This window comes from Clostridium aestuarii, from assembly GCF_026735135.1.
GTDB lineage: Bacteria > Bacillota > Clostridia > Clostridiales > Clostridiaceae > Clostridium_H > Clostridium_H aestuarii.
The window spans coordinates 152,984-176,951 of record NZ_JAPQER010000001.1 but is presented as its reverse complement, the minus strand read 5'-3'; the positions used below and the strand labels follow the sequence as shown (position 1 = coordinate 176,951).

The following is a 23,968-nucleotide window of genomic DNA, read 5'->3' as shown; positions in this document are numbered from 1 at the left end:
ACTTTTCTTATATGTTAAAGTTTTTGTTTCTATTTTTAAAATAAATATCTTTAAGTTTACATTCTTCAAGTATATATCTTGCATTATTAAAATTTATTGCAATGTTTTCAGAAGTATGGGCATCAGAACCAAGAGTAACGTATTTACCGCCTAATTCATAATATCTTTTATAAATATTAATCATTTCTTTAATGTTTTTATTATTATTTAATCTTTTTGCATTTAATTCTAAAACAATATCATTATTGATTATTGTTTTAAGTATTTCACTTATTACTTCTTTATATTCATTATAGTAAATTTCAGTATCCGGAAATCTTGCATATCTAGAAATGTAGTCTATATGACCTAAGGAATCTATAAAATCATGAGATTTGACACAATTTAACATTGCATTAAAATATTGAAGATAAACTTCTTTTTTAGATTTTCCTTTATAGAATAGTTCTTCATATATGTCAATGTTATTAATAACATGAATTGAACCTATAACATAATCAAATTTATATTTTTCACAGAGTTTTTTATTTTCTTCTAAGGCATCTTCTTTCATTCCAAGTTCAATACCTAAAAGTAGTTTATCATTTCTATATTTGGAATATGTATCAAAATAAGTATTTACATCAAATATGAATTCTCCTTCTATAGGAAAATTATAATCATAATGATCTGTTACAATTAGTCCTATATCTAAATCTTGTCCTTTCTTAATAGCAGATTCTATATTCATTTCTGAATCTGATGAAAAAGATGTGTGCATATGTGAATCAAACATAAGTGACCTCCCGTATATTTTTTAGAATAGTATAACACTTTTAAATAGGTTATAGGAAGTATTAAAAAGGAAAATAAAGATTAAAAAAGAGATAGTTTTTTGTAGAAATAATATGATATAGTATTGTTATATTAGCGAAAAAATATAACAATATTTGTTTTAAATAATTAAACTGGATAATTTATTGGTATATTTTCATAAAGGTGGAACCCAAATGATAAATGAAGAATTTATAAACGATTTTATAGAAGAGGCTAAAGTCCATACTTCAAATGTTGAAAAATGTTTGCTGCAATTAAATGATGAAAAAGAGAATGTTGAGTGTATCAACAAAATATTTAGAGCAGTTCATAGTATAAAAGGTACAGCAGGTTTCTTCAAGTTAGATAAAATTGTAGAGTTAGCTCATTCAATGGAAAACTTATTTGGAAAAATAAGAAATAACAAGTATAAATTGAATGATAGAGATATAGACATACTACTTTCGGCTAATGATTGTTTGAAAACATTGAGTGAAAATGTATATGATAATGAAAATGTTAATGTAGATGAGTATATCACTAAAATAAATAATATTTTACAGTTGGAATTACAAATTTTACAAGGAAATAAAGAGAAAGAAAATTTAGATATATGTGATATTAATACTAATTTAGATAATTACAATAAAAATTTTCATTTTGAAAAAATAGATTATGAAATAATAAGGAAAGCTAAAAAAATAGGTCACATGTTTTATGAAATAAGTATTAATTTAATGGATTTAAAAGAAAATAATATAGAAATTATGGAATTAATAGAATGTGTTAAGTCTATAGGTGAAATAATTGACTCTAATATAGATACTAGTAAAATTATAGATTTAGAGAAATTGAATAAATCAGAAGATAGATTATATTTGTTAGTATCCTCTATATTAGAAAAAGAATTGATTCTTTTAGCATTAAATTTAGATGAAATTAAAATACATGAATATACAATAGAAGATAATATAAAATTTTTAGAAGAAAAAGATAATCTAGAAGTGAATAATAAAAATGTTATAGAGGTTAATGAAAATAACAATCAAAAACAAAATCCAGATAAATCATATAATCAAATTGCGTTAACAGAAGAATATGAGGATGTTTACCAAAAAGAAAAAAACATTATAAAGCAAAAAAATAGCCAACACAAAGAAGAAAGTATTAGAGTTAAATTAAGTCTTTTAAATGATTTATTAAATTTAACTGGAGAATTAGTGTTAGGTAGAAATCAATTATTAAGATCTATGGAAAATCACAAAAAGGATATTCAAGGTGTAGATGGAATTATTCAGCATATAGACTATTTAACATCTAATTTACAAGAAAAAGTAATGCAGACAAGAATGCAGCCTATTGCTAACATTTTTGATAAATTTCCGCGAATAATTAGAGATTTATCAAAAAGTTTAAATAAGGATATTAAATTAGAAATAGAAGGTGGAGAAGTTGAGTTAGACAAGTCTATTATAGAAGCTTTGTCTGATCCGCTAACTCATTTAGTAAGAAATGCTGCAGATCATGGATTAGAAAATAGTACAGAAAGATTGAAAAAAGGAAAACCGGATGCTGGGAATGTAAGATTAAAGGCGTACTATAGAGCGGGATATGTAATAATAGATGTAAAGGATGATGGTAAAGGAATAGATATAGAAAAGATAAAAACGACAGCTTTAGAAAAAAAATTAGTTTCCCCAAATGAACTTCTCTTAATGACAGAAAAAGAAATTATAGAACTTATTCTAATACCAGGATTTTCTACAATAGAGAATGTAACTAATATTTCAGGACGTGGAGTAGGAATGGATGTAGTAAAAACTAACATAAAAAAATTAGGTGGAAATATTGAAATATATACAAAAAAAGAAAAAGAGACTACAGTTAGACTTATAATTCCATTAACTCTTGCTATAATTTCTTCGCTTATAGTAGAGAGTAAAAATCAAAAATTTGTTCTTCCACAAATTAATCTTAAAGAGATAGTTAGAGTTACCTCAAAAGATAAAAATAAAAGAATAGAACAAATAAATGATTCTAAGGTTTTAAAACTTAGAAATAAGTTTTTGCCAATTGTCAATTTAACAGAAATATTGGAAGGAAAATGTGAAAATTCTTGTGAAGGTTGCAGTGATAAAATAATAAGGATATTGGTTTTAAAAATTGGTTTTAAAGAATTTGGTTTAATTGTAGATGAAATTCAAGGACGTGAAGAAATATTAGTAAAATCACTGCCTAAATATATAAAAGATTCAAATTGTTACTCAGGTGTAACAATTTTGGGAGATGGAAAAGTAGCAATGATTTTAGATGTAAATGGTATTATACAAAAAGCTAAATTAAAGTTAAAAGATGAAAGTGAATTGATAAAACTAAAAATAGAAAAAGAAAAGAATGAAAACATAGAAGAAAAAAGAAAAATTATATTATTTAAATGCTCACAATATGAAACAATTGGATTAGATTTATCTTTCATTAAAAGAGTAGAGGAAATTCAATTAGAAGATATTGAATTAATAGGGGATAAGGAATATGTAAAAATTATGGGCAATCCACTTAGGATTATAAGACCATCAGATTATATACCTATAAGCAAGCAGCAAAAATATAATAAAAAATATTACGTTATAATGCTAAAGGGTATAAAATATCCAGCAGGTATATTGATAGATAAAATATATGATGCTGTAGAAATGCATATGAAATTAAATAATGATGAATTCAATTATAAAGGTATATTAGGAAGTGCGATTATAGAGAATAAAATAACCTTAATACTAAATATATATGAGCTCTTAGAAATGGCTGCCCCAGAAAAATATAAAATAGAAACAGTGAGAACACAGTTAGAAAAAGAGGGATAAAAATGAAGAAAATATTAACGTTTTATTTAGGACAAACTCTTTTAGGGATAGATATTGATTTAGTTAAAGAAATTACAAGAAATACAGAGTATACATCTGTACCTGATACTAAAAATTATGTTAAAGGATTGATGAATCTTAGAGGAAATATTATTACTCTATTTGATTTAAGTTTAATACTGGGGGAAGAGCATGATAAAGAAAATATAAGACCTAAGTGCATTGTGTTAAAGTCGAATTATGAAAATCTAGATGAGATAGGTTTTTTAGTAGATAGAACTGAAGATGTTATAGATGTAAAAAAAGAAGATTTTTGTAAATTACCAGAAAGAATGGGAAAAAGTAAAGAAAAATATATAGCTAACATAATGAAACTAGAAGAAAAACTTTTAAGAATATTGGATTTAAAGAAGATATACAACATTGAAAATTTAGAGGAGGATAGTTAAATGAAAAAGTTTAAAGATTTAAAAATAGGGCAAAAATTAGGTATAGCATTTACCACTACTATTTTGATTACTTTTGTAATAGGATTTTTAGGTATAAAAAATCTATCTGATTTATCTAAAATCAATAGTGAAAATTATGAAAATAATACCATAGCGTTAAATAAGACAGGAGAAATAGCAGAACAATTTCAAGGCGTAAGAGTTTATTTAAGAGATATTATTTTAGAAAAAGATATCCAAGTTAAAAATAAGTATGTAACTGAGATAGCAAATGGATTTGATATTATTGAAGATAACTTAAATCATATAAAATTTTCAGGGGAAAGTGCAAAAAAAATTGAAGAAACAAAAGAAGCAATTAAAATTTATAAGTCATATACAGATAGGCTAATACAATTAGTTTATGATGATAAAAATCAAGAAGCTCTTGAATTATTAATGGAGACGCCACAATATGACCAAGCTTATAATGATATGAAAGATTTTATATATGAAGCCATAGAAATGAAAACAAATGATTCTAAAAATAGTAATGAGCTTATTTTAAATAAAGAAAATAATGCAATGAAAATTATTGTTTTACTATTAGGTTTGGGTATTGTGTTAGTGGGAGTAATAGGTAAGTATGCTACAACATCAATTACTAAAGCAGTAATGCATATGGAAAATTTAATGAAAAAAGCAGAAGAAGGGGATCTAACTGTTAAAGCAGAAATGTTTTCGTATGATGAGATTGGAAGACTATCAATAGCTTTTAATAGTTTTGTGAGTAAACTGAAAAAATTTACAGAAAATGTACAAGAAAAATCTGAAAAATTGAACCAAATTTCGAGAGTACTTTTATCAACTGCTGAGGATTTATCAGGAAAAAGTAAAGCAACCAATTATAAAACAACAAGTGTGATGGCTTCTATAGAGGAAATAACTGCAAGTATAGAAGGAAGTGCAAATGCTTCAGCTGAGATTAGTAATAATATAAGTATGATTGTTTCAGCAGCAGAAGAGTTTTCGGTTAATATCAGAAATATAGCGTCATCATCAGCACAAACATCTTCAGAAATAGATAAAGTATCAGACTTAGTAGAAGGTATGTCTGAAAGCACTAGAGGAATCTTGGATTTTTCAGAGGAAATTTATAAATTTGTAGGAAGTATAGCAACGTCTACTAAGGAAATTAACATATCTATTAATGAAATAAGTAAAAATGGAGAAAGAGCTTTAAATATAACAGAAGATGCTCAGGAAAAAATTGAACAAACAACTAATAGCATAATTAAGTTAAATAATTTATCAAAAAATATAGGAAAAATTATTGATATCATTAATGATATAGCAGATCAAACAAATATGTTAGCATTAAATGCAGCTATTGAGGCAGCGGGCGCAGGAGAAGCTGGTAAAGGGTTTGCAGTAGTAGCTAACGAAGTTAAAGAATTAGCTAAACAGACCACGGGAGCTACAGAAGAAATAAGTGATCAAATAAAGGAAATTCAATTAGATACAAATGAGGCTGTAAAAGCCATGAAAATTATAAATGATGTTATGAATGAAATGGTTACATCAATTAATATAGTGTCTTCTGCTGTAACAGAACAATCTTCAAATACACAATTAATATCTGATTCTTCTTCAGAAGCTTCAGAAAAAATAAGAATGATTAATAATGAAATTAAGAATGTAAATGAAAAATCAGAAAAAATATTAACAAGTATATCAGAAGCAGGTAAAGGAGTTGCAGAAGTGGCACGATCTGTTTCAGAAATTTCAATGACTTCAAATGAAATTGTAAAAAATACAGAGGAAGTTTCCTTAAAAACAGATGAAGTAGCAAGAAGTTCTAGAGAAATGACAGTAGGTGCTAATGAAATTTCTAGAAATATAGAGAAAATTAGCTCAGATACAGAACAGAACCTTGAAATTGCTACAAGTGCTAGTGAATTATCTAAAGAACTTGATGAGATGGGAAAAGAATTAAATCACTTTGTAAGTGAATATAAAATAAAATAAATGGAAGTGATTACTTGGGTAAGCTTAATGTATTAGTTGTGGAAAATTCTACTTTAGACAGAAATCTAATTAGAAATATTGTTAATAATACGAGTATAGCAAAAGTTGAATATACAGCCTCAAATGGAATTATAGCGTTAGAAAGAATGAGATATTCTAAATTTGATGTGATGTTTTTAGACATAGTAGTGTTAGAAATGGAAGGAGTAGAAATTCTTAAAATAGTAAGGAAAAGATATCCACAAATAAAGGTGATTATAATAACTGGAACAAGCAATGCTACTGCAAAATTAACAATTGAAGCATTAAATAATGGTGCTATAGAGTTTATAAGAAAGCCAAGTATAAAAATAAATAATTCTAAAAAGGTTACTAATAATTTAAAAATGATTTTAAATCAAATTTTTATTGATAAAAACACAAAAAATACATTAACTGATTTAGATGAGAAAAAAAAATGTAAAAACACCTATTTGGAAAAACAAGTCATGAAATATAAAGTGAAAAATTTTAAGAATCCAGATATAATACTTATAGCATCCTCTACTGGAGGACCTACAGCACTAGAAAAAGTATTGGACAAGTTAAATAATAATATAAATAAACCTATTTTAGTGGTGCAGCATATGCCTTCTGAATTTACTAAATCCTTGGCAAAATCACTAGATAGGGTATGCAATTTATCTGTTAGTGAAGCAAAAAATGAAGAAATAATAAAATTGGGAGAAGTATTAATTGCTAAGGGCGGACTACATACGCTAGTAGAAAGCAGGAATAATGAAAAGATAATTAAAACTAAAGATACATCTTATGTTAATGGTGTTAGACCTTCAGCAGATGTGCTTTTTAAATCTATTGCTAGAGAATATAGTGGAAAAAAAGTTTTAGTTATTATATTAACAGGAATGGGATGTGATGGAGTAGAAGGAGTTAAAGAATTAAAGAAAAGCTGTGACTGTTATTGTATAACACAAAGTGAAGATAGTTGTGTAGTTTATGGTATGCCTAAATGTGTAGACAATAAGGGGCTTTCAGATGAGTGTTTGGATATACTTTACATAGGAAATAGAATAAATATATTAACACAAGTGTAGGATGTGATAAGAATGATAGTAAATGTGTCATCAGAAGAGTTTGCTCTTATGAAAAGATATATTGAAGATAAGTGTGGGATTTTGCTTTCAGATGATAAAGCTTACTTGATTGAAAGTAGACTTTCAAAATTACTTATAGATTTTAAATGTAATACTTTTGAACAATTTTATAAATTAATTTATAATAATCAAAATGAGTATATTACTGAAAAGGTAATCGATGCAATAACTACAAATGAAACTTTGTGGTTTAGAGATAAAAAGTCGTGGGAAGTATTAGAAAATGTTTTAATGCCTCAATATGTAAATATGCTAAGAGAAAATAAAAAAAATAAAGTTAGAATATGGAGTGCAGGATGTTCTACTGGTCAGGAACCTTATACAATGGCTATGATAATAGATAATTATTTAAGTAAAAATAACATTTTAGATGTAAGTACATCACAATTTGAAATAATAGCAACGGATATTTCAGGTGCTATAATAGAGATTGCTAAATCAGCTAGATATGATGCTATATCTATTATGAGAGGGTTGCCAGAATTTTATAAGGCAAAATATTTTCAAAAAAAAGGTAGGGTTTATATTTTAAACGATAATATAAAGGAAATGGTTAAGTTTTATAGATTTAATTTGCAGAGAAGTTTTGTTTTCCTAGGAAATTTTGATTTGATATATTGCAGATATGTTATGATATATTTCTCAGACAATTTAAAAAATGATATTTTAAAAAGGATAGCATTGGCTTTGAAAGAAAATGGTAAATTTTTCTTAGGAAGTTCAGAAATATACTTTAACTATAATGAATGTTATGATAAAAAGAATTATATGGGCAGTGTGTATTATGAGGTAAAGAGGTGAATATAATGAAAATTTTATCTGTTGATGATTCAGCTATAATAAGAAAAATAATGAAAATGGCAGTAGAAGTAATAGAGTATGATTTCCTTGAGGCAGCAGATGGAGAAGATGCCTTGAAAATTATAGAACAAGAATATAAAGATATTGCTCTAATTTTATTAGATTGGAATATGCCTGGTATAGATGGTTTTGAATTATTAAGTAAACTTAAAGTAGAAGATAGATTCAAAAATATCCCTGTTATGATGGTAACTACAGAAAGTGAAAAGTTAAATATTATAAAAGCTATACAGGCTGGAGCTATACATTATGTTATTAAACCCTTCACCATGGAAGAAGTTACAAAAAAGATGCTTGAATCGTTGGGAAGGGGAGAGTGAGCTTGGATAAAGAAATAATTTACTTAGAACAGAGTCTTAATATTGCAATAAAAGATGTTATTGAAACTATGACAGGATTATATATTGAAGAAAATACAAATCAACAAAATAGTATGTGCAAAGGTGAAATATCAGGAGCTATGATTATGGTAGGAGAAAAAAAAGCATTTATGTCTTTAACTATGTCAAAAGAATCAGCTAGTTTAATTATATCGTATATGACGGGAATTTCATCTGAGAATTTAAGAAATGAGGAAGTTTATGATGGAGTGGGAGAAATTATAAATATGATAGCAGGTAGAACCAAGGCATTGCTAAAAGGCACAAAATACTATTTTAATATAACTCCTCCTTTTACTATAGTTGGAGATAATCATTTTATTTTTCATAAAGATAACATTCTAAAAATTACAAAAAGCTATTTTATAGAAAGCAAAGAGCTTTTACTACAGGTTTATTATATAGACTAATTTGGGGGAGCGAGTAAATGAATGAAATAAAGGTATTAATTGTAGAGGATTCAACAGCAACAGCAAAAACAATTAAAAAAAGCTTACTTAATTTCAAATATGAAATAGCAGATATATGTTCTACAGGCCAAAGTGCTATTAGATCTGCCCTAATTTATAATCCAGATATAATTCTTATGGATATACAATTGGAAGGAGAAATGAATGGGCTTGAAGCAGCTACAAAAATAACAAATATATTAAATATACCTGTAATATATCTTACAGCTTTATCAGATAAGGATATGCTAGAAGAAGCAAAATTAAGTAAAGGATATTCTTTTTTAATAAAGCCTTTTAAGGAAGCAGAACTTTATTTTAATATTGAAATGACATTGTACAAGCATAAGATGAAAAATAAATTACAAGAAGAGAGAAAATGGCTAAATACAATTTTACAAAGTATAGAAGATGGTGTTATTGCAACAGATAGAAATGGTAATATTAAATTTATGAATGAAAATGCTCAAAGTATTACTGGATACAGTGGTGAAGCTACAAATGTTAAACTAAATGATGTTGTTAAATTAATAGATTATAAAACTAGGCAAAAGATAGATATAATGAAATTAAAAGAAAAAACAGAAGTGGTTTTGGTGGGAAATGATAATAAAGAATATATAATTATTTGTAAGGTAACGGCTATACCTAAAAAAAATAGAGAAAAAATGGGGTGTGTTATTACTTTTTCTGATATATCAGAAGAAAAAAAATTACAAAACGATATATATTACTTAACCTTTCATGATCAATTAACAGGAGTTTATAATAGAACTTATTTTGAACAGGAATTTAGTAAATTGGATACAGAAGAAGATATGCCAATTAGCATAATGGTTACAGATTTAAATGGATTGAAATTAACTAATGATGTATTTGGACATAAAGCAGGAGATGATTTAATAAAGACGGCAGCAAAAGCAATAACTGAAAGTTGTAGGAAATGTGATTTAGTTGCAAGATTAGGAGGCGATGAATTTATAATAGTGCTTCCCAATACGGATAGAAATATGGCAGAAAAAATAGAAAAAAAGATAAATGAGATTTGTAGTGTACAAAAGACTGTACTAGGTAAGGTTAGTATGGCTATAGGAATAGCTACAAAAGAAACAGTGGAACAGGATATATCTACTATTATAAGTGAAGCAGATGAAAATATGTATTCCAAGAAATTTATAGAAAGCAAAAGAATACGAGAAGAAATATTGGAATATTTAAAAAAGAAATTAAAACAAAATCCTTATAAACAAGAAAAAAACCTTGCTAAAATAGGAAAAGTATTAATTGAAATGGGAATAAAATTGGAGTTTTCACAAAAGCAATTAGAAGAATTAACTATATATCAAAAACTAGGTGATATAGGTATGATTGTTGTACCAGAAAAAATAATGAATAAAAAATCCAAACTAGACAGAAAAGAATTTGACATAGTTAAGAAACATCCGGAGATTGGATATAGAATATCTATGAGTATTAAGGAGTGTATTCCTATAGCAGAGTATATTTTGTACCATCATGAAAGATGGGATGGAAATGGATATCCACATAAATTAAGAGGAAATCAAATACCTTTGATTTCTAGAATGATAGCTATTGCAGAGGCATATGATTCCATGACTACTCATAGAAAATATAGGAAGGCTATGAGCAAAGAGGAAGCAGTTTTAGAAATAACAAGATGTTCAGGAACTCAATTCGATCCTAATTTAGTTGAGGTATTTAAGAAAGTGATTTATTGTATTCAATAATAAAAACTACCCCTTAAAGTGGATACAGATGGAAAATGTCTGTATGATATTTTAAGGGGTAGTTTTTATATGAAAATAGTTTTAATATTTGATGAAATTGCGTAATTACCAATATGTATGAACTAGTTAACATAGAAAAGAATATGGTATAATTTTTCAAAAGGGGGAACAAACAATGATTAAAAAAGTAGTGAACTTAACAGAAAAATTGAAAAGTGAATTAATTGAAATTAGTGAGTATATTTTTAATAATCCTGAATTAGGGTATGAAGAATATAAGGCTTGCAAAGTACATATGGATTTGTTAAAAAGGCATGGGTTTACTGTTGAAGAGAAATATATGAATTTTAAAACTGCCTTTAAAGCGGTTTTTGATAGTGGTAGAAAAGGACCAACAATAGCATATTTATCAGAATATGATGCTTTACCTCAGATAGGACACGGCTGTGGACATAATATATTAGGTGTAGTCAGCAGTGGAGCAGGTATAATTTTAAGTAAATTAATATCTGATTTAGGGGGAAAGGTTATTGTATTTGGAACTCCAGCAGAAGAAATTGGAGGAGCTAAAGTTAAAATGGCTGCTAATGGGGCTTTTAATGATGTAGATGTTGCTATGGAAGCACATCCTGCTGGGAATTACTATAAGAGTGGCAGCTTCTTAGCTATGGAATCTATAAAATTTATTTATAAAGGTAAGTCAGCTCATGCTGCGTCTGAACCAGAAAAGGGAATAAATGCACTGGATGCAGCTATAAATACTTTTAATAATATAAATGCTTTAAGACAGCATATAGCTTCTGATGCTAGAATACATGGGATAATTACCGAAGGTGGAAAAGCACCTAATATAGTTCCTGAATTAGCTGTAACTGAATTTTATGTTAGAGCAGCTAAAAAATCTTATGTTAAAGAATTAGTAAAAAAGGTTGAAGATTGTGCTAAAGGAGCTGCTTTGGGAGCAGGGGCTAAATTGGAAATAATTAATGATGAGGTACCATATTATGATATGATTACAAATAAAACATTGTCAGATATTTATTGTAAAATGTCAAACGGTATGGGGGTTGAAGAAATAAATGAACCTAAACAGGGCTATGGTTCTTCAGATGTGGGAAATGTAAGCTATGTTTGCCCTGCAATACATCCATACTTTAAAATAAGTGATAAAGATGTGGTAGCTCATACTGTCGAATTTGCTGAAGCAACATGTAGACCAACTGCTTATGAAGGTATGTGTAAAGCAATAGGAACATTAGTTTTAACTGGTGTAGAAATTATAAAAAATGAAGATCTTTTGAATAAAATAAAAGAAGAGTTTAATAAAAATAGTTTAACTATCTAAGAAAAGTGCGTTGCACTTTTCTTAGATTATTCAGTTGAATTTTCATCATTTAAATCTTCTTCTAAGGGTTTATTTAACATGTTTTGTAAGGAAGAAGTAGCTAGTTTTGTATTTAAGTTTTCTAGTTCTAGTTTATGTTCTGAAATTTCTTTTTGTAGTTGAGAAATTGTTTTGTTTTGTTGTCTAAGTTTTAGCTTTAGGCGTAATTCCCTGTAAAGACCTAATAATGTAACAATTAATGCACCAGAAATTGCAGATATAAAAATTATAAGTGCTTGTGATATTTGAATATTACCAGAGAAAAATTTAATTGAAACAGTGTCGGCATTTTGTAAAGCAAAGATTGTAACTAGAATTCCAAACAATAATGAAAAAATAAATCCAATTCTCATAAAATCACCTCAACAAATTATTATTTTATTAAATTCCATAATTCTAAAATTAATTTGACATGTCTTTAATAATATTATATAAAATTATTAAGAATATATAAATAGTATTTAAAAAATATTGAAAAAAATTCAATGTACTGATAAAATATGTTTATTATGTTGCATATATATTTTTTCAGCGCGAATATATAAGTATAGTTTATAAAAAAATACATAAGAGGAAAAGGTGATTTTATATGGATGGGATTAGTGTATTTAACAAAATAAATGAAAAATATTTGACAGATTTAGTGACGACTTATGGAATGAAATTAATTACTGCAGTAGTTGTATTTTTAATCGGAATGAAAATAATTAAATATTTAGTAAAGATAATTGAAAAAGCAGTAAAAAAATCAAAAGTAGATAAATCATTAGAGTCTTTCATATTATCGGTAACAAGAATTGCATTAAAAATATTGCTGTTCATTACTGTGATAGGTATGGCTGGGGTTGAAACAACATCTTTTGTTGCTATAATAGGATCAGCAGGGTTAGCTGTAGGGTTAGCGTTGCAGGGAAGTTTAGCTAATTTCGCAGGTGGAGTTTTAATTTTATTATTAAAGCCTTTTAAATTAGGAGATTATATTGAAGTTGCTGGATATGCAGGAACAGTAGAAGAAATACAAGTTTTTTATACAACTTTAAAAACACCTGATAATCGAATGATTTTAATTCCAAATGGTAGCTTATCTAATGCTAGTGCTGTTAATTATTCTGCTATGCCTACAAGAAGAGTAGATTTGGTTTTTGGAGTTGGATATGAAGAAGATGTTAATAGAGTTAAGAGTGTATTAAAGGATATTATGCAAAATCATAAATTGATATTAGATGATCCAGAACCATTTATTAGAGTAGGAGAACATGGAGAAAGTTCAGTTAATTTTGTTGTTAGAGTATGGTGTAAGTCAGAAGATTACTGGACTGTATATTATGATCTTCTAGAAATAGTGAAAATTAGATTTGATGAAGAAGGTATCAACATACCATATCCTCATATGGATGTAATGTTAAAAAAATAACCTTAAGGTATAAGAGCAAAGTCATTCAAGTGAATGGCTTTTTTTGTATCAAATTATAAAAGTTATGTGTGTAGTTGAATTTTACTTCCATTATTTCAGATTTTTATGGAACATGATATTCATTGAAATTTTGATTTTAATATAAGTAATTATTAAATAAAATTTTACATACAAATAAATATATAAAAACTAAAAAAGAGAGGTGTCTAAATGCTTTCTATTCATTTTCTTTTAGATTTAGCAATAATTTTATTAAGTACAAAAGTATTAGGATTATTGACACGAAAGTTTAGAATGCCTCAAGTAGTAGGAGCTTTATTGGCTGGGCTTATTTTTGGACCTTCTTTACTTAACATAGTTCACGAAACAGATTTTATAACTAGAATGGCAGAACTTGGGGTTATTGTTTTAATGTTTCAAGCTGGATTGGAATCTGATTTTAAAGAATTAAAAAAATGTGGAAAAGCTTCATTTCTAATTGCACTAATTGGTGTGTTAGTTCCTTTACTTGGAGGTTTTTTAGCAGCTTCTATTTTTAATAGTAGTGGAAGTAGCTTTATTAATATTTACTCTAAAGCATTTTTAGAAAATGTTTTTATTGGGATAGTTTTAACAGCAACGTCGGTGAGTATAACTGTTGAAACATTACAAGAATTAGGTAAACTAAAAAGCACTTCTGGAACGGCTATAATGGGTGCAGCTATTATTGATGATATTTTAGGTATTGTTTTATTAACAATAGTAACTAGTACTACTGATTCTTCTGTGCACTTAGGGATAATATTTATGAAAATTTTAGCCTTTTTCGTACTTGCAGTTATAGTAGGAATAGGGTTCAGTTATTTATTCGAAAAATTATCTGAAGATTGTGGTAGAAAAAGGAGAATACCTTTAATTGCTTTTAGTTTTTGTTTAGTTTTTGCTTATGTTTCAGAATATTGTTTTGGAGTAGCGGATATTACTGGTGCTTTTATAGCAGGTGTTGTCATATCCAATACATGTCAAAGTAAATATGTACAGCGCAGAATTGAAATTATGAGTTATATGCTTCTATCTCCTATTTTTTTTGCTAATGTAGGTATTAATACATCTATTAGTGGCATGAATTCAAAAATGATAATATTTACTATAGTTCTGTTAGTAATTGCCATAGTAACTAAAATAATAGGATGTGGATTAGGAGCTAGACTTTGTGGTTATACAAATGAAGATTCTATTCGTATTGGAGTAGGAATGGTTTCAAGAGGAGAGGTGGCTCTTATTATAGCAAATAAAGGTGCTGCTCTTGGTTTGCTTAGCTCAGTGTATTTTGCTCCAATAGTACTGGTTGTTATAGTAACAACACTCATAACACCTATTTTACTTAAAATAGTTTATGTAAATGATAATAAAAAAATTAATAAGATAACATAAGATATATTGTATAAATCCTTGCAAAAATGCAATGATTTATACAATATATTTTTAATATCTTAATATGTTATAATAAAATAGAGTGTTTGAATTTATAAGTGTTTCTTTTAGGGGGGATGGGAGTGTATGCAAGCAAATAAAGAACAATTAAAGTTAATTGATAGTAAACCAAGTAGATACAGCATAATAAAAGGAATAGAAGGTTGTGGTAAAACTACAGCATCAGTATATAGAGCTTTGTACTTAAAGAATAATTATTCGCTTTGTCAGGATGAAAAAATTTTGATGATAGCTTATAGTCAAAATCATTTTGATTACATAAATAATATATATAATAGGCTTGAAAAAGATACGAAATACGATTATTATACTTTATTTTCTAGTTCGGAAAGCAAAACACATATAGTTAAGTTGGATGATATTATAAAAGAATATTTTAATGAATATAATAAAAACAATAAAATAAGCTATAAGCTTATTTTCAGTGATGATATAAAGAGAAGAATTATAAAGCAAAGTCTCCCAGAAGTTAAAAAGTTTTATCCAAGAATGAGAATATTAAAAGAGGCTTATATAAATTTTTTTATTGATGAAATAAAGTGGATTAAGAGTTTTAATTATGAAACATGTGAAGAATATAAAACTGCTCAAAGAAAAGGTAGAAAATGCAAAAGAGGAGAAGGTCCATCAACGCTTAAGAAAAATAGTATAGCAAGAGAAGCAATATTTAAATTAATGAAAATATATAATGAAAAGATTAAAGAACAAGGGCACATAGATTATGAAGATGCTGTGTTATTTGCAATAAAAGAAGCTAAAAGAAAAGCAAATACAAAATATTCACATATATTTATAGATGAAAGTGAAAATTATACAAAGTCACAAATAGAATTTATTAAAACATTACAGAATGAAAGGCCATATTCAACTATTACATTTATAGTTGATATAGATAAAAAAGAAAGTTTGTATTCTGCGTTTGTAAGAAGAGGAAGGATATATTCTAAAGAATTAGGTGTAAAAATAAAAAGATATAATTTTAAAAGTAGCTATGATACATTGAAGGAAAAAGAAGATTCTTCTATTGAAAAATTTGAATATTTTGATTTTAGGCATAATAAAAGATTTGATATGACACGAGATTATATCAATCTTAATGAGATTATTGTTAATGATGAAGATGGGGATATGGAGTATAAGAATGAAGAATTAAGACAAATACCAGTATTTAGTAATATAGCTGCAGGAGAACCTATATTGATAGATACAGAACAGCAAGATAACTTTTATATTCCTGAATATTGGTTAAAGGGATTAAAAAAATGTTTTATTCTTAAAGTAAAAGGAAATAGTATGATAAATGCTAATATTCATGATGGAGATTATGTAGTTGTTCAACAACAATTTAGTGCCAATCATAATGATATAGTAGCTGTTAACCTTGAAGGAAGTGCAACGTTAAAAAGACTCCATATAGGAAAAAATAAAGTGTTACTTATGCCGGAAAACGAGAAGTATGACCCAATTCCAGTTAATGAGGAAGGAATATATTTAATAGGAAAAGCAGTAGGGGTAATAAGAAAAAACTAAGCATCAAACTTTAAGCTTAAAGTTTGATGCAAGTGATAGTTTTAAAGCATTACATTTTCAGGTTCATCATTTAACCATGATAGTACATTATTAAATGTTATTTCCGCTCTTCTAACCATAGATTCATCTGTAGCAAAAGCTGCATGTGGAGTAACAACAGTATTTTTAGCGTTTAACAATGGATGGTCTTCAGGAATAGGAGGTTCCATTTCAAATACATCAATACCAGCTCCCGAAATCTTATAATTGTTTAATGCTTCAGCAAGAGCATTACTATCAACAACAGGTCCTCTTGCAACATTAATTAATATGCTTGAAGGTTTCATTAATGCTATACGCTCTTTATTAATAAGCGACTTTGTTTCAGCTGTAAGAGGAACATGTAAGCTTACAATGTCACTTTTGCTTAAAAGTTTTTCAAGACTTACATATTTAATTCCTATATTTTCTGCAGTTTGTTTTTTAGTTCTACTATAACCTAATAATTTACAACCAAAAGCTTTTCCAATTTCGGCTACTCTTATTCCAATAGCACCAGTACCTACAATGCCAAGGGTTTTATTATAAAGTTCATTTCCCACTAATCCTGCTTTGGTGTTTTCATTTCTTGCAGCAGTATCACATGGAACAATATTCCTTAGAGTAGACAAAATAAGACCAAAAGTTAATTCAGCCACTGAATGAGTAGAATAACCAGCAGCGTTACATATGGTAATTTCTTTTTCTTTACAAGCTTGTATATCTACATGATCTATACCAGTAAATGCAACAGAAATCATTTTAAGATTAGGGGCTGAGTTTATTACTTCAGCACTAAGTGGAGAGTTTGCAATAATAAATACATCTGCTCCTGATGCTTGAGCAATAAGAGCCTCTTTATTCTCTGTTTTTTGATAACATGGAATAAATTCATGACCTTGATTAGTAAAAGATTTAGCAAGGGAATCGATAGTTTCTTTACTTACAGCTAAGGGTTCTAACATAACAATACGCATTGAATAACACCTCTCTTTTTCTATATATGTTAATAATATCATAATAAATTTCAAGGTCAATTACATAATTTTTTATTTAAGATTATTTAATAGTTTATTTAAATATAACCATAATGTACGAGGTGTAGAATTGTAATACCATCCATTAGGCATTATCCATGGAAGTTTATCTTCATTTCCACCTTCTATTTTATAAGGTTTATCCGCTATACAATCATAGTTATCATCTGGACTTGTCCAATCACTCCAATGATTACCACATTTATAATCATACATATTCATTGAGTTGTTTCCGAGTATATCAGCGGCTTGTTTTGTATTATTAATAAAATTGTTGTTATAGATTTTATTAATGCTAGAAGTATATATATAGATTCCATAGTTAATATTATAGGAAATTGTATTTTCATAAACTTTATTATAATGTGCTAAACTTAAATATATTCCGTCATGATTTTTTGAAATAATGTTTCTTATTATATCATTATGAAATGAATTATCTCTTAGCACTATACCATGTTTTTTATTGTCAGTAATAGTATTTTCTAAAATAGTATTAGAATTTGAAAAATAAAGTTCTATTCCAACATTGGTATTATAAACTTCATTATTTTCAATTTCATTTGAGTTACTTCCATTTAACTGTATTCCTGTGTAAGAATTTGAATAAACCTTATTATCTTCAATTGTACATTTGTTACAATAACATAATTTTATACCATTAGCTAAATTGTTAAATACTTTATTTTCATTAACGTATATATCCATACAATAATCACATTTAAGTGCAGTAGTATTATTATTGAAAGAGTTGTTTTTAATATCAGCATTATAACAATCTCTTAACAACAATCCATATTTTTGATTTGATATAAACTTGTTATTATCAAGTTCTGTGTTATGAGTACTATTCAATAATATGCCATTTGAAGACTTATCGCTATTTTTATTAAAATTATTTTCAATAATATTATTTTTTATTTTATTATAGTGGCAATTAGATAAAGAGAATCCATTAGTACTATTGTAAGAACTAATGTTGTTATTTAACTTGTTATTATAACAATTAAATAATAATATTCCAGGGCCTATGTTGTGGTTTGTTTTACAATTTACTATTTTGGTATGATCACATCTTTCATATAAAATTCCATAAGAAAAATGTGATATATCTAGATTTTTTAAAGTAACTTTGTTTTTATGAGGAACAAATATTCCAATACCAATATCAGAACCTTCTATTTTTTTATTATTACCATTAAGAATAACATTATCTATATCAATTTCAATTGTTGCATGTATATCCTGAATTAACGTTGCTGTTCTAGTATTTGGATCCCAATTACCAGCAGACGCATCACTCCATCCTTTTTCATTTAAAAATATTACAGGAGATTTTTCTAAAAGTGAAGTTATTATTATTTTTTCTTCTTTTAGTTCTAAGGAATTGTCTATATTTTCTATTAAATGATTACTGTTTTTAATAATAATTTCATCCATACAGCATAACTTCCTTTTCTAATATTTGAGCAACATTAATTGCCCATTAACATTATATAATTTGTTAGTAAATTTAGTTACTTGAAGAATTTTAATTTCTAATCAAATTCTAATCTTTTACTAAGATAACTCTAATTTTTATTAAATATAATAGATAGTGTAAAGAAGATAAAATTATTTTGGAGGGATTAATATGGCAATATCATTACAACAAATTGATTTATTAAGAGAGAGAGCACATGTAGGGTATAAGGAGGCAAAAGAAGCTTTAGAAAAATGTAATGGTGAAATGGTAGAAGCATTAATATACCTTGAAGGGGCAAAAAAAACTAAAGAAAAATGTTCAAGTCAATTTTTTAGTAAAATGAAAAAAATCATAAGAAAAGGTAATCTAACAAGAGTTGTAATAAAGAAACAAGAAAAAAATGCTTTAAATATACCACTTAATTTAGTTATTGTATTTACTATTTTTGCTACACCGGTTGTATTAGTTGTTTTTTTACTTGCTCTAATTACAAAACATAAAATAAGAATAGAAAAAAATGACGAAAAGGATTGTTCAGTAAATAAGGTGCTAGATAAAATTACAAATAAAGTTAGCAAGGTAATAGATGATATAAATACTGAAGACAGTGAAGTAAAAAAAGAGTGTTAATAGAACTGACATATATATTATGTCAGTTTTGTTTTGTTATTGTTTACAAACATTGGAATAGTATATAATTTAAAGTAAGAAGTTGTTTTAGGAGGAATTAAATTGACATCACAAAAAATTCTTATAGTAGAAGATGAAGTGAAAATTGCTCGTTTTGTTGAATTAGAATTAAAATATGAAGGTTACAATGTTGAGCAAGCACATGATGGGAGAACTGGGCTTGAAAAAGCTTTAAGTGAAGAATATGATCTAATTTTATTAGATGTAATGTTACCAGGACTAAATGGTATGGAAGTATGTCGAAGAATACGTCAGGTTTCAGAAACACCAATTATAATGTTGACTGCAAAGGATGAAACTATGGATGTTGTAATGGGGCTTGATACTGGTGCAGATGATTATATGACGAAACCTTTTGCTATAGAAGAGCTATTGGCTAGAATTCGTGTAACATTAAAAAGAAAAAATTCTCAAACTAAATCCTCAAAAAGTTTTTATGTAGGAGGATTAACTTTGGATTTGAACAAGTATATTGTAACTTATAATAGTGAAAATATAGATTTAACAAAAACGGAATTTGATCTGTTAAAATATCTTATGGAAAACCAAAACATAGCTTTGTCAAGAGAACAAATTATGGAAAATGTATGGGGGTTTGATTATTTAGGAGATACTAATGTGGTTGATGTATATATACGATATTTAAGAACTAAAATCGATAATAAATATAATAAAAAATTTATTTATACAATTCGAGGGGTGGGATACCTTCTAAAAGATGAATAAAAAAACAAAATTAATAAAGATGCTAAAAGTTATTTTTTATTATACATTTATTATAATTAAGAAGATTATATATATAATACCAGGACTTTTTAAAGCGCTGCAGTTTATACTAAGTGGTATAATTAACAGTTTTAAAAGGCTTTTACGATTTTCTATTACTTTCAAAATTACATTTGTATATACGTTTATATTGTCCATTCTTCTTTTTTTAGTAAGTGTGGGGATTTTATTTGGATTTAAATTCTTTTTAATAGAACAAACACGTGAAAATGTAGATAAAAACAGCGAGATTATAGTTAATAAGATGAAGAATATTTCAGAAATTCCTGAGAAACTTATATATGATACTGTATTAAGAGAAAATATAGAAGTTAATGTTTTTGATATTAATAAGAAATTAATTTATACATCTATTAAAGATAATGAATATGAAAGTTATTACATTCCTAATATAAATTATTCTGAAGTTATTAGGGATACAAATAATTATGAAAAACTTATTTTAAATAAAGGTATTAGTGTTAATGATAAAATTTATTATCTTCAGTTTTCAAAAAACTTGGAAGAGGAAAATGAATATTTTTTTATACTGCTTACTGCGTTAGTTGTTTTAGATATTATTATAATAATTATAACAATGGTAGTAGCTTCAAAAGTAAGTAAAAAGATGCTGCGTCCTGTAGATGATATGACGAAAATTGTAAAAGCTATTAATATTAAAAATTTAGATACTCGTCTTAATGTTAATGGTTCTCATGACGAGCTTAAAGAATTAGCACAAACTTTTAATGAGATGTTTGATAGAATTCAGGAATCTTATGAAAGGCAAAATCAATTTGTATCGGATGCATCTCATGAACTTAGAACTCCAATTGCAGTAATTCAGGGATATGTTAATTTACTCAATAGATGGGGAAAAAATGATAAGGAAGTTTTAGAAGAATCTATAATTGCAATTAAAAGTGAATCCCAAAACATGAAGGAGCTAGTTGAAAAGCTATTATTCCTTGCAAGAGCAGATAAGAAAACTCAAAAGGTAGAAAAAAGTGAGTTTTATTTGGATGAATTGGTAGATGAGGTTTTTAAGGAAACCAAATTAATTGATACTAATCATGAAATTATTAATAAAACAGATGAAAAAATTTTGATATTTGCAGATCGTAAGTTATTAAAGCAGACATTGAGAATATTTATAGATAACAGTATAAAATTTACTGCTGAAAAAGGAAGTATAACAGTAAATGCATATTCTAACAAGAATAAAGCTATACTTGTAATTGAAGATACGGGTATAGGAATTCCTAAAGAAGATATTCCCTATGTTTTTAATAGATTTTATCGCTCGGATAAATCAAGATCTAAAGATAAAGGTGGAACAGGGCTTGGCTTATCAATTGCAAAATGGATTATAGCTCAGCATAAAGGCACAATAAATATCAAAAGTGTTGTTGATTTTGGTACTAAAATTAGTATTTCTATTCCTATAAAAAATAAAGCAACTTATGTAACATCATAAAAGAAAAATATATATTATTATATTAAGGAATAAATTAACAAAGTGAATTTTGTAATTTTGTTAAGTAATAAGTAAAGGTGATGTTAAGTGAACAGCTCACGTCTAAATAAGTTCATAATATCAGAAAATAATAAATTAAAAGAAGACCAAAATAATGATGTAATTACTATAGAAGAAGCTAGAAATAAGTTATCATATACAAGGGTTAAAGTACAAGGAATTGTTACTTCGGCAGGAGAAAAAATATTTATACAAGATAACACAGCAGGAATTAACTTATATAAAAAAATAGATGGAGACAGCTTTGAAAAAGGGGATTTAGTAGAGGTAACAGGAAGAATAAATAAAAAAAGAATGATAAAAATAAAAAAATATAAAATAAAGAAGCTATCTTCAGATCATATATTGCCAAAGATATATGATATAACAATACAAAAGATTATTGATGGAAAATATAGTGAATATGAATCTCAAATTGTAAAGATAAAAAATGTTAGAATTGAAAATCTTGATTCTTCTATGAAAGCTAAATTGGTAGATAGTACGGGGAATAGGGTGTATATATACAATAAATTGAATTTATCTAATATAAAAAATGGAGATTTGGTTGATATCACGGCTATTGTTTATGGTGGATATAAACAGCAGTTGTATATAAGAAATACAAGAGATATAGTTAAGGTGCATTCTAAAATAGAATTTGATTTTATTCCTGGAAACATGACATCAATCTTTGATACAACTCCTAAAATATGCGCTTTTTTAAAACAAAAGCAGTCTTTTTTGAACTTAACTACTGTTCAGCTATATTTGGATAATAAGAAAGTTCCAGTATTAGTTAATGAAAATATGATAAGTTATATCCCAGATAAAGAGTTGGGGGTTGGTCAACATTATATTAAAATATCAGTTTGTGATATAGATAATAATTCATATGAGTTTCAGTGGTGTTTTTCAGTTGAAAGTAAGGATACAGATTATAAATTTTACTATGGTATTTCTCACTCACATACATCTTATTCTGATGGCAAAGGGACACCTACAGATGCATATGAACATGCACGAAATAATAAACTTGATTTTTTAATTGTAACTGATCACCTTAATGGCTTGATTTGTCCTAAATGCAATACTCCTAAAGCTATAATATATAAAGGAGAAAGAAAGAGTAGATGGGAAGCTATTAACCTTGAAGCAAATAAGATAAACAAACAGTATGATGATTTTCTTGCCATGGTAGGATTTGAAGTTAAAACTGAGCTTTGGCATCATATGAACATTATTAACAATAAAAATATTATTACAATAAAAAGAATTGAAAAAATAAATGATTTATATGAATGGATATGCACTCAAGGTAACATAATACTTTGTGCTAATCATCCTAATGATTCGATTGAAAATGTAGAATACTTAAATGAATTTGACAAGTTTGTAAATTTAATTGAAGTAGGAAATGGTGTTCCACCTCATGGTTATCATAGAATGGAAGAATATTATTTTAAAGCACTAGATAATGGGTGGCATATTGGTGCTACAAATGGACAGGACAACCACAGAGACAATTGGGGGGATTTTGATAATGTAATGGTTGTTATTACTGATAAGTTAGATGTAGATTCCATTATAAATGCAATGAATTTCAGAAGAACTTATTCTTCTGAAACTAAAACCCTTAAACTTACTGTTAAAGCTAATAATCACTGGATGGGAAGTGTAATTGAGTTAAATAAAGGAGACGAAATGGAGTTGCAAATTGTTGCTGAAGATGAATCATCGCCTATAGATAAAATTCAAATAATATCTAATGGAGGAAGAATATTAGAAGAAAAGAATTTTGAAATTTCTAATAAAGTAGAATGGAGATTACCATTAATTGTAAATGATGATGCGTGGTATGTAGTTAGAATAATACACAGAAATGGTAGACAAGGGATATCTTCTCCTATATTTGCACAAGTTAAGAATATTATAAAATATATTAAAAATAAATAGAATAAAAATCCTT

General features: G+C 27.0%; 20 protein-coding genes. 16 read left to right on the top strand and 4 right to left on the bottom strand.

Features of this window, described 5'->3' with window-relative positions; genetic code table 11:
* Positions 1-7: 7 nt before the first annotated feature.
* Entirely contained in the window at positions 8-775 is a 768-nt protein-coding gene (locus tag OW763_RS00725; RefSeq protein ID WP_268039147.1) for a histidinol phosphate phosphatase, read from the bottom strand.
* A 214-nt stretch (positions 776-989) separates the two neighbouring features.
* On the opposite strand from OW763_RS00725, the gene OW763_RS00720 reads away from it, so the two are divergent.
* The 9 genes from OW763_RS00720 to OW763_RS00680 all read left to right on the top strand — a co-directional run bounded on the left by OW763_RS00720 (position 990) and on the right by OW763_RS00680 (position 12,052).
* Positions 990-3,659, top strand: coding sequence for a chemotaxis protein CheA (locus tag OW763_RS00720; RefSeq protein WP_268039146.1), 2,670 nt, complete (start codon positions 990-992; stop codon positions 3,657-3,659).
* Between the two features lie 2 nt (positions 3,660-3,661).
* A complete protein-coding gene (locus tag OW763_RS00715; RefSeq protein ID WP_268039145.1) occupies positions 3,662-4,108 on the top strand; it encodes a chemotaxis protein CheW in 447 nt (148 codons plus the stop codon).
* Entirely contained in the window at positions 4,109-6,115 is a 2,007-nt protein-coding gene (locus OW763_RS00710) for a methyl-accepting chemotaxis protein (RefSeq protein WP_268039144.1), read from the top strand.
* Between the two features lie 14 nt (positions 6,116-6,129).
* The gene (gene cheB / locus OW763_RS00705) at positions 6,130-7,209 is read left to right on the top strand and encodes a chemotaxis-specific protein-glutamate methyltransferase CheB (protein WP_268039143.1); all 1,080 of its coding nucleotides are present in this window, start codon (positions 6,130-6,132) and stop codon (positions 7,207-7,209) included.
* 12 nt (positions 7,210-7,221) lie between these two features.
* On the top strand, positions 7,222-8,070 hold the full coding sequence (locus OW763_RS00700) for a CheR family methyltransferase (RefSeq protein WP_268039142.1): 849 nt from the start codon (positions 7,222-7,224) through the stop codon (positions 8,068-8,070).
* A 5-nt stretch (positions 8,071-8,075) separates the two neighbouring features.
* A complete protein-coding gene (locus tag OW763_RS00695) occupies positions 8,076-8,450 on the top strand; it encodes a response regulator (RefSeq protein WP_268039141.1) in 375 nt (124 codons plus the stop codon).
* Between the two features lie 2 nt (positions 8,451-8,452).
* Positions 8,453-8,920: a chemotaxis protein CheX gene (locus OW763_RS00690; protein ID WP_268039140.1), complete on the top strand. Its 468-nt coding sequence runs from the start codon at positions 8,453-8,455 to the stop codon at positions 8,918-8,920.
* Between the two features lie 17 nt (positions 8,921-8,937).
* Positions 8,938-10,707, top strand: coding sequence for a diguanylate cyclase domain-containing protein (locus OW763_RS00685; protein ID WP_268039139.1), 1,770 nt, complete (start codon positions 8,938-8,940; stop codon positions 10,705-10,707).
* Positions 10,708-10,882: 175 nt separating this feature from the next.
* Positions 10,883-12,052, top strand: coding sequence for a M20 family metallopeptidase (locus tag OW763_RS00680; protein ID WP_268039138.1), 1,170 nt, complete (start codon positions 10,883-10,885; stop codon positions 12,050-12,052).
* A gap of 26 nt (positions 12,053-12,078) precedes the next feature.
* Here the strand turns inward: OW763_RS00680 and OW763_RS00675 are convergent, their stop codons facing one another.
* A complete protein-coding gene (locus tag OW763_RS00675) occupies positions 12,079-12,444 on the bottom strand; it encodes a LapA family protein (RefSeq protein ID WP_268039137.1) in 366 nt (121 codons plus the stop codon).
* Between the two features lie 236 nt (positions 12,445-12,680).
* On the opposite strand from OW763_RS00675, the gene OW763_RS00670 reads away from it, so the two are divergent.
* The 3 genes from OW763_RS00670 to OW763_RS00660 all read left to right on the top strand — a co-directional run bounded on the left by OW763_RS00670 (position 12,681) and on the right by OW763_RS00660 (position 16,508).
* Complete coding sequence (locus OW763_RS00670; protein ID WP_268039136.1) at positions 12,681-13,505, top strand: mechanosensitive ion channel family protein; 825 nt, start codon at positions 12,681-12,683, stop codon at positions 13,503-13,505.
* A gap of 210 nt (positions 13,506-13,715) precedes the next feature.
* Complete coding sequence (locus OW763_RS00665; protein WP_268039134.1) at positions 13,716-14,918, top strand: cation:proton antiporter; 1,203 nt, start codon at positions 13,716-13,718, stop codon at positions 14,916-14,918.
* 126 nt (positions 14,919-15,044) lie between these two features.
* Complete coding sequence (locus OW763_RS00660) at positions 15,045-16,508, top strand: LexA family protein (protein ID WP_268039133.1); 1,464 nt, start codon at positions 15,045-15,047, stop codon at positions 16,506-16,508.
* Positions 16,509-16,549: 41 nt separating this feature from the next.
* Here the strand turns inward: OW763_RS00660 and OW763_RS00655 are convergent, their stop codons facing one another.
* Complete coding sequence (locus OW763_RS00655; protein WP_268039131.1) at positions 16,550-17,503, bottom strand: 2-hydroxyacid dehydrogenase; 954 nt, start codon at positions 17,501-17,503, stop codon at positions 16,550-16,552.
* Between the two features lie 72 nt (positions 17,504-17,575).
* Positions 17,576-19,003, bottom strand: a complete 1,428-nt coding sequence (locus OW763_RS00650; RefSeq protein ID WP_268039130.1) for a NosD domain-containing protein — start codon at positions 19,001-19,003, stop codon at positions 17,576-17,578.
* Positions 19,004-19,196: 193 nt separating this feature from the next.
* Between OW763_RS00650 and OW763_RS00645 the strand changes: the two genes are divergently transcribed.
* The 4 genes from OW763_RS00645 to OW763_RS16880 all read left to right on the top strand — a co-directional run bounded on the left by OW763_RS00645 (position 19,197) and on the right by OW763_RS16880 (position 23,955).
* Positions 19,197-19,658: a DUF4342 domain-containing protein gene (locus OW763_RS00645; protein ID WP_268039128.1), complete on the top strand. Its 462-nt coding sequence runs from the start codon at positions 19,197-19,199 to the stop codon at positions 19,656-19,658.
* A 102-nt stretch (positions 19,659-19,760) separates the two neighbouring features.
* Positions 19,761-20,444, top strand: a complete 684-nt coding sequence (locus tag OW763_RS00640; protein WP_268039127.1) for a response regulator transcription factor — start codon at positions 19,761-19,763, stop codon at positions 20,442-20,444.
* Complete coding sequence (locus OW763_RS00635; RefSeq protein WP_268039126.1) at positions 20,437-21,960, top strand: sensor histidine kinase; 1,524 nt, start codon at positions 20,437-20,439, stop codon at positions 21,958-21,960. Before OW763_RS00640 ends, OW763_RS00635 begins: the two co-directional genes overlap by 8 nt.
* 87 nt (positions 21,961-22,047) lie before the next feature.
* A complete protein-coding gene (locus OW763_RS16880; RefSeq protein ID WP_268039125.1) occupies positions 22,048-23,955 on the top strand; it encodes a CehA/McbA family metallohydrolase in 1,908 nt (635 codons plus the stop codon).
* Positions 23,956-23,968: the final 13 nt, after the last annotated feature.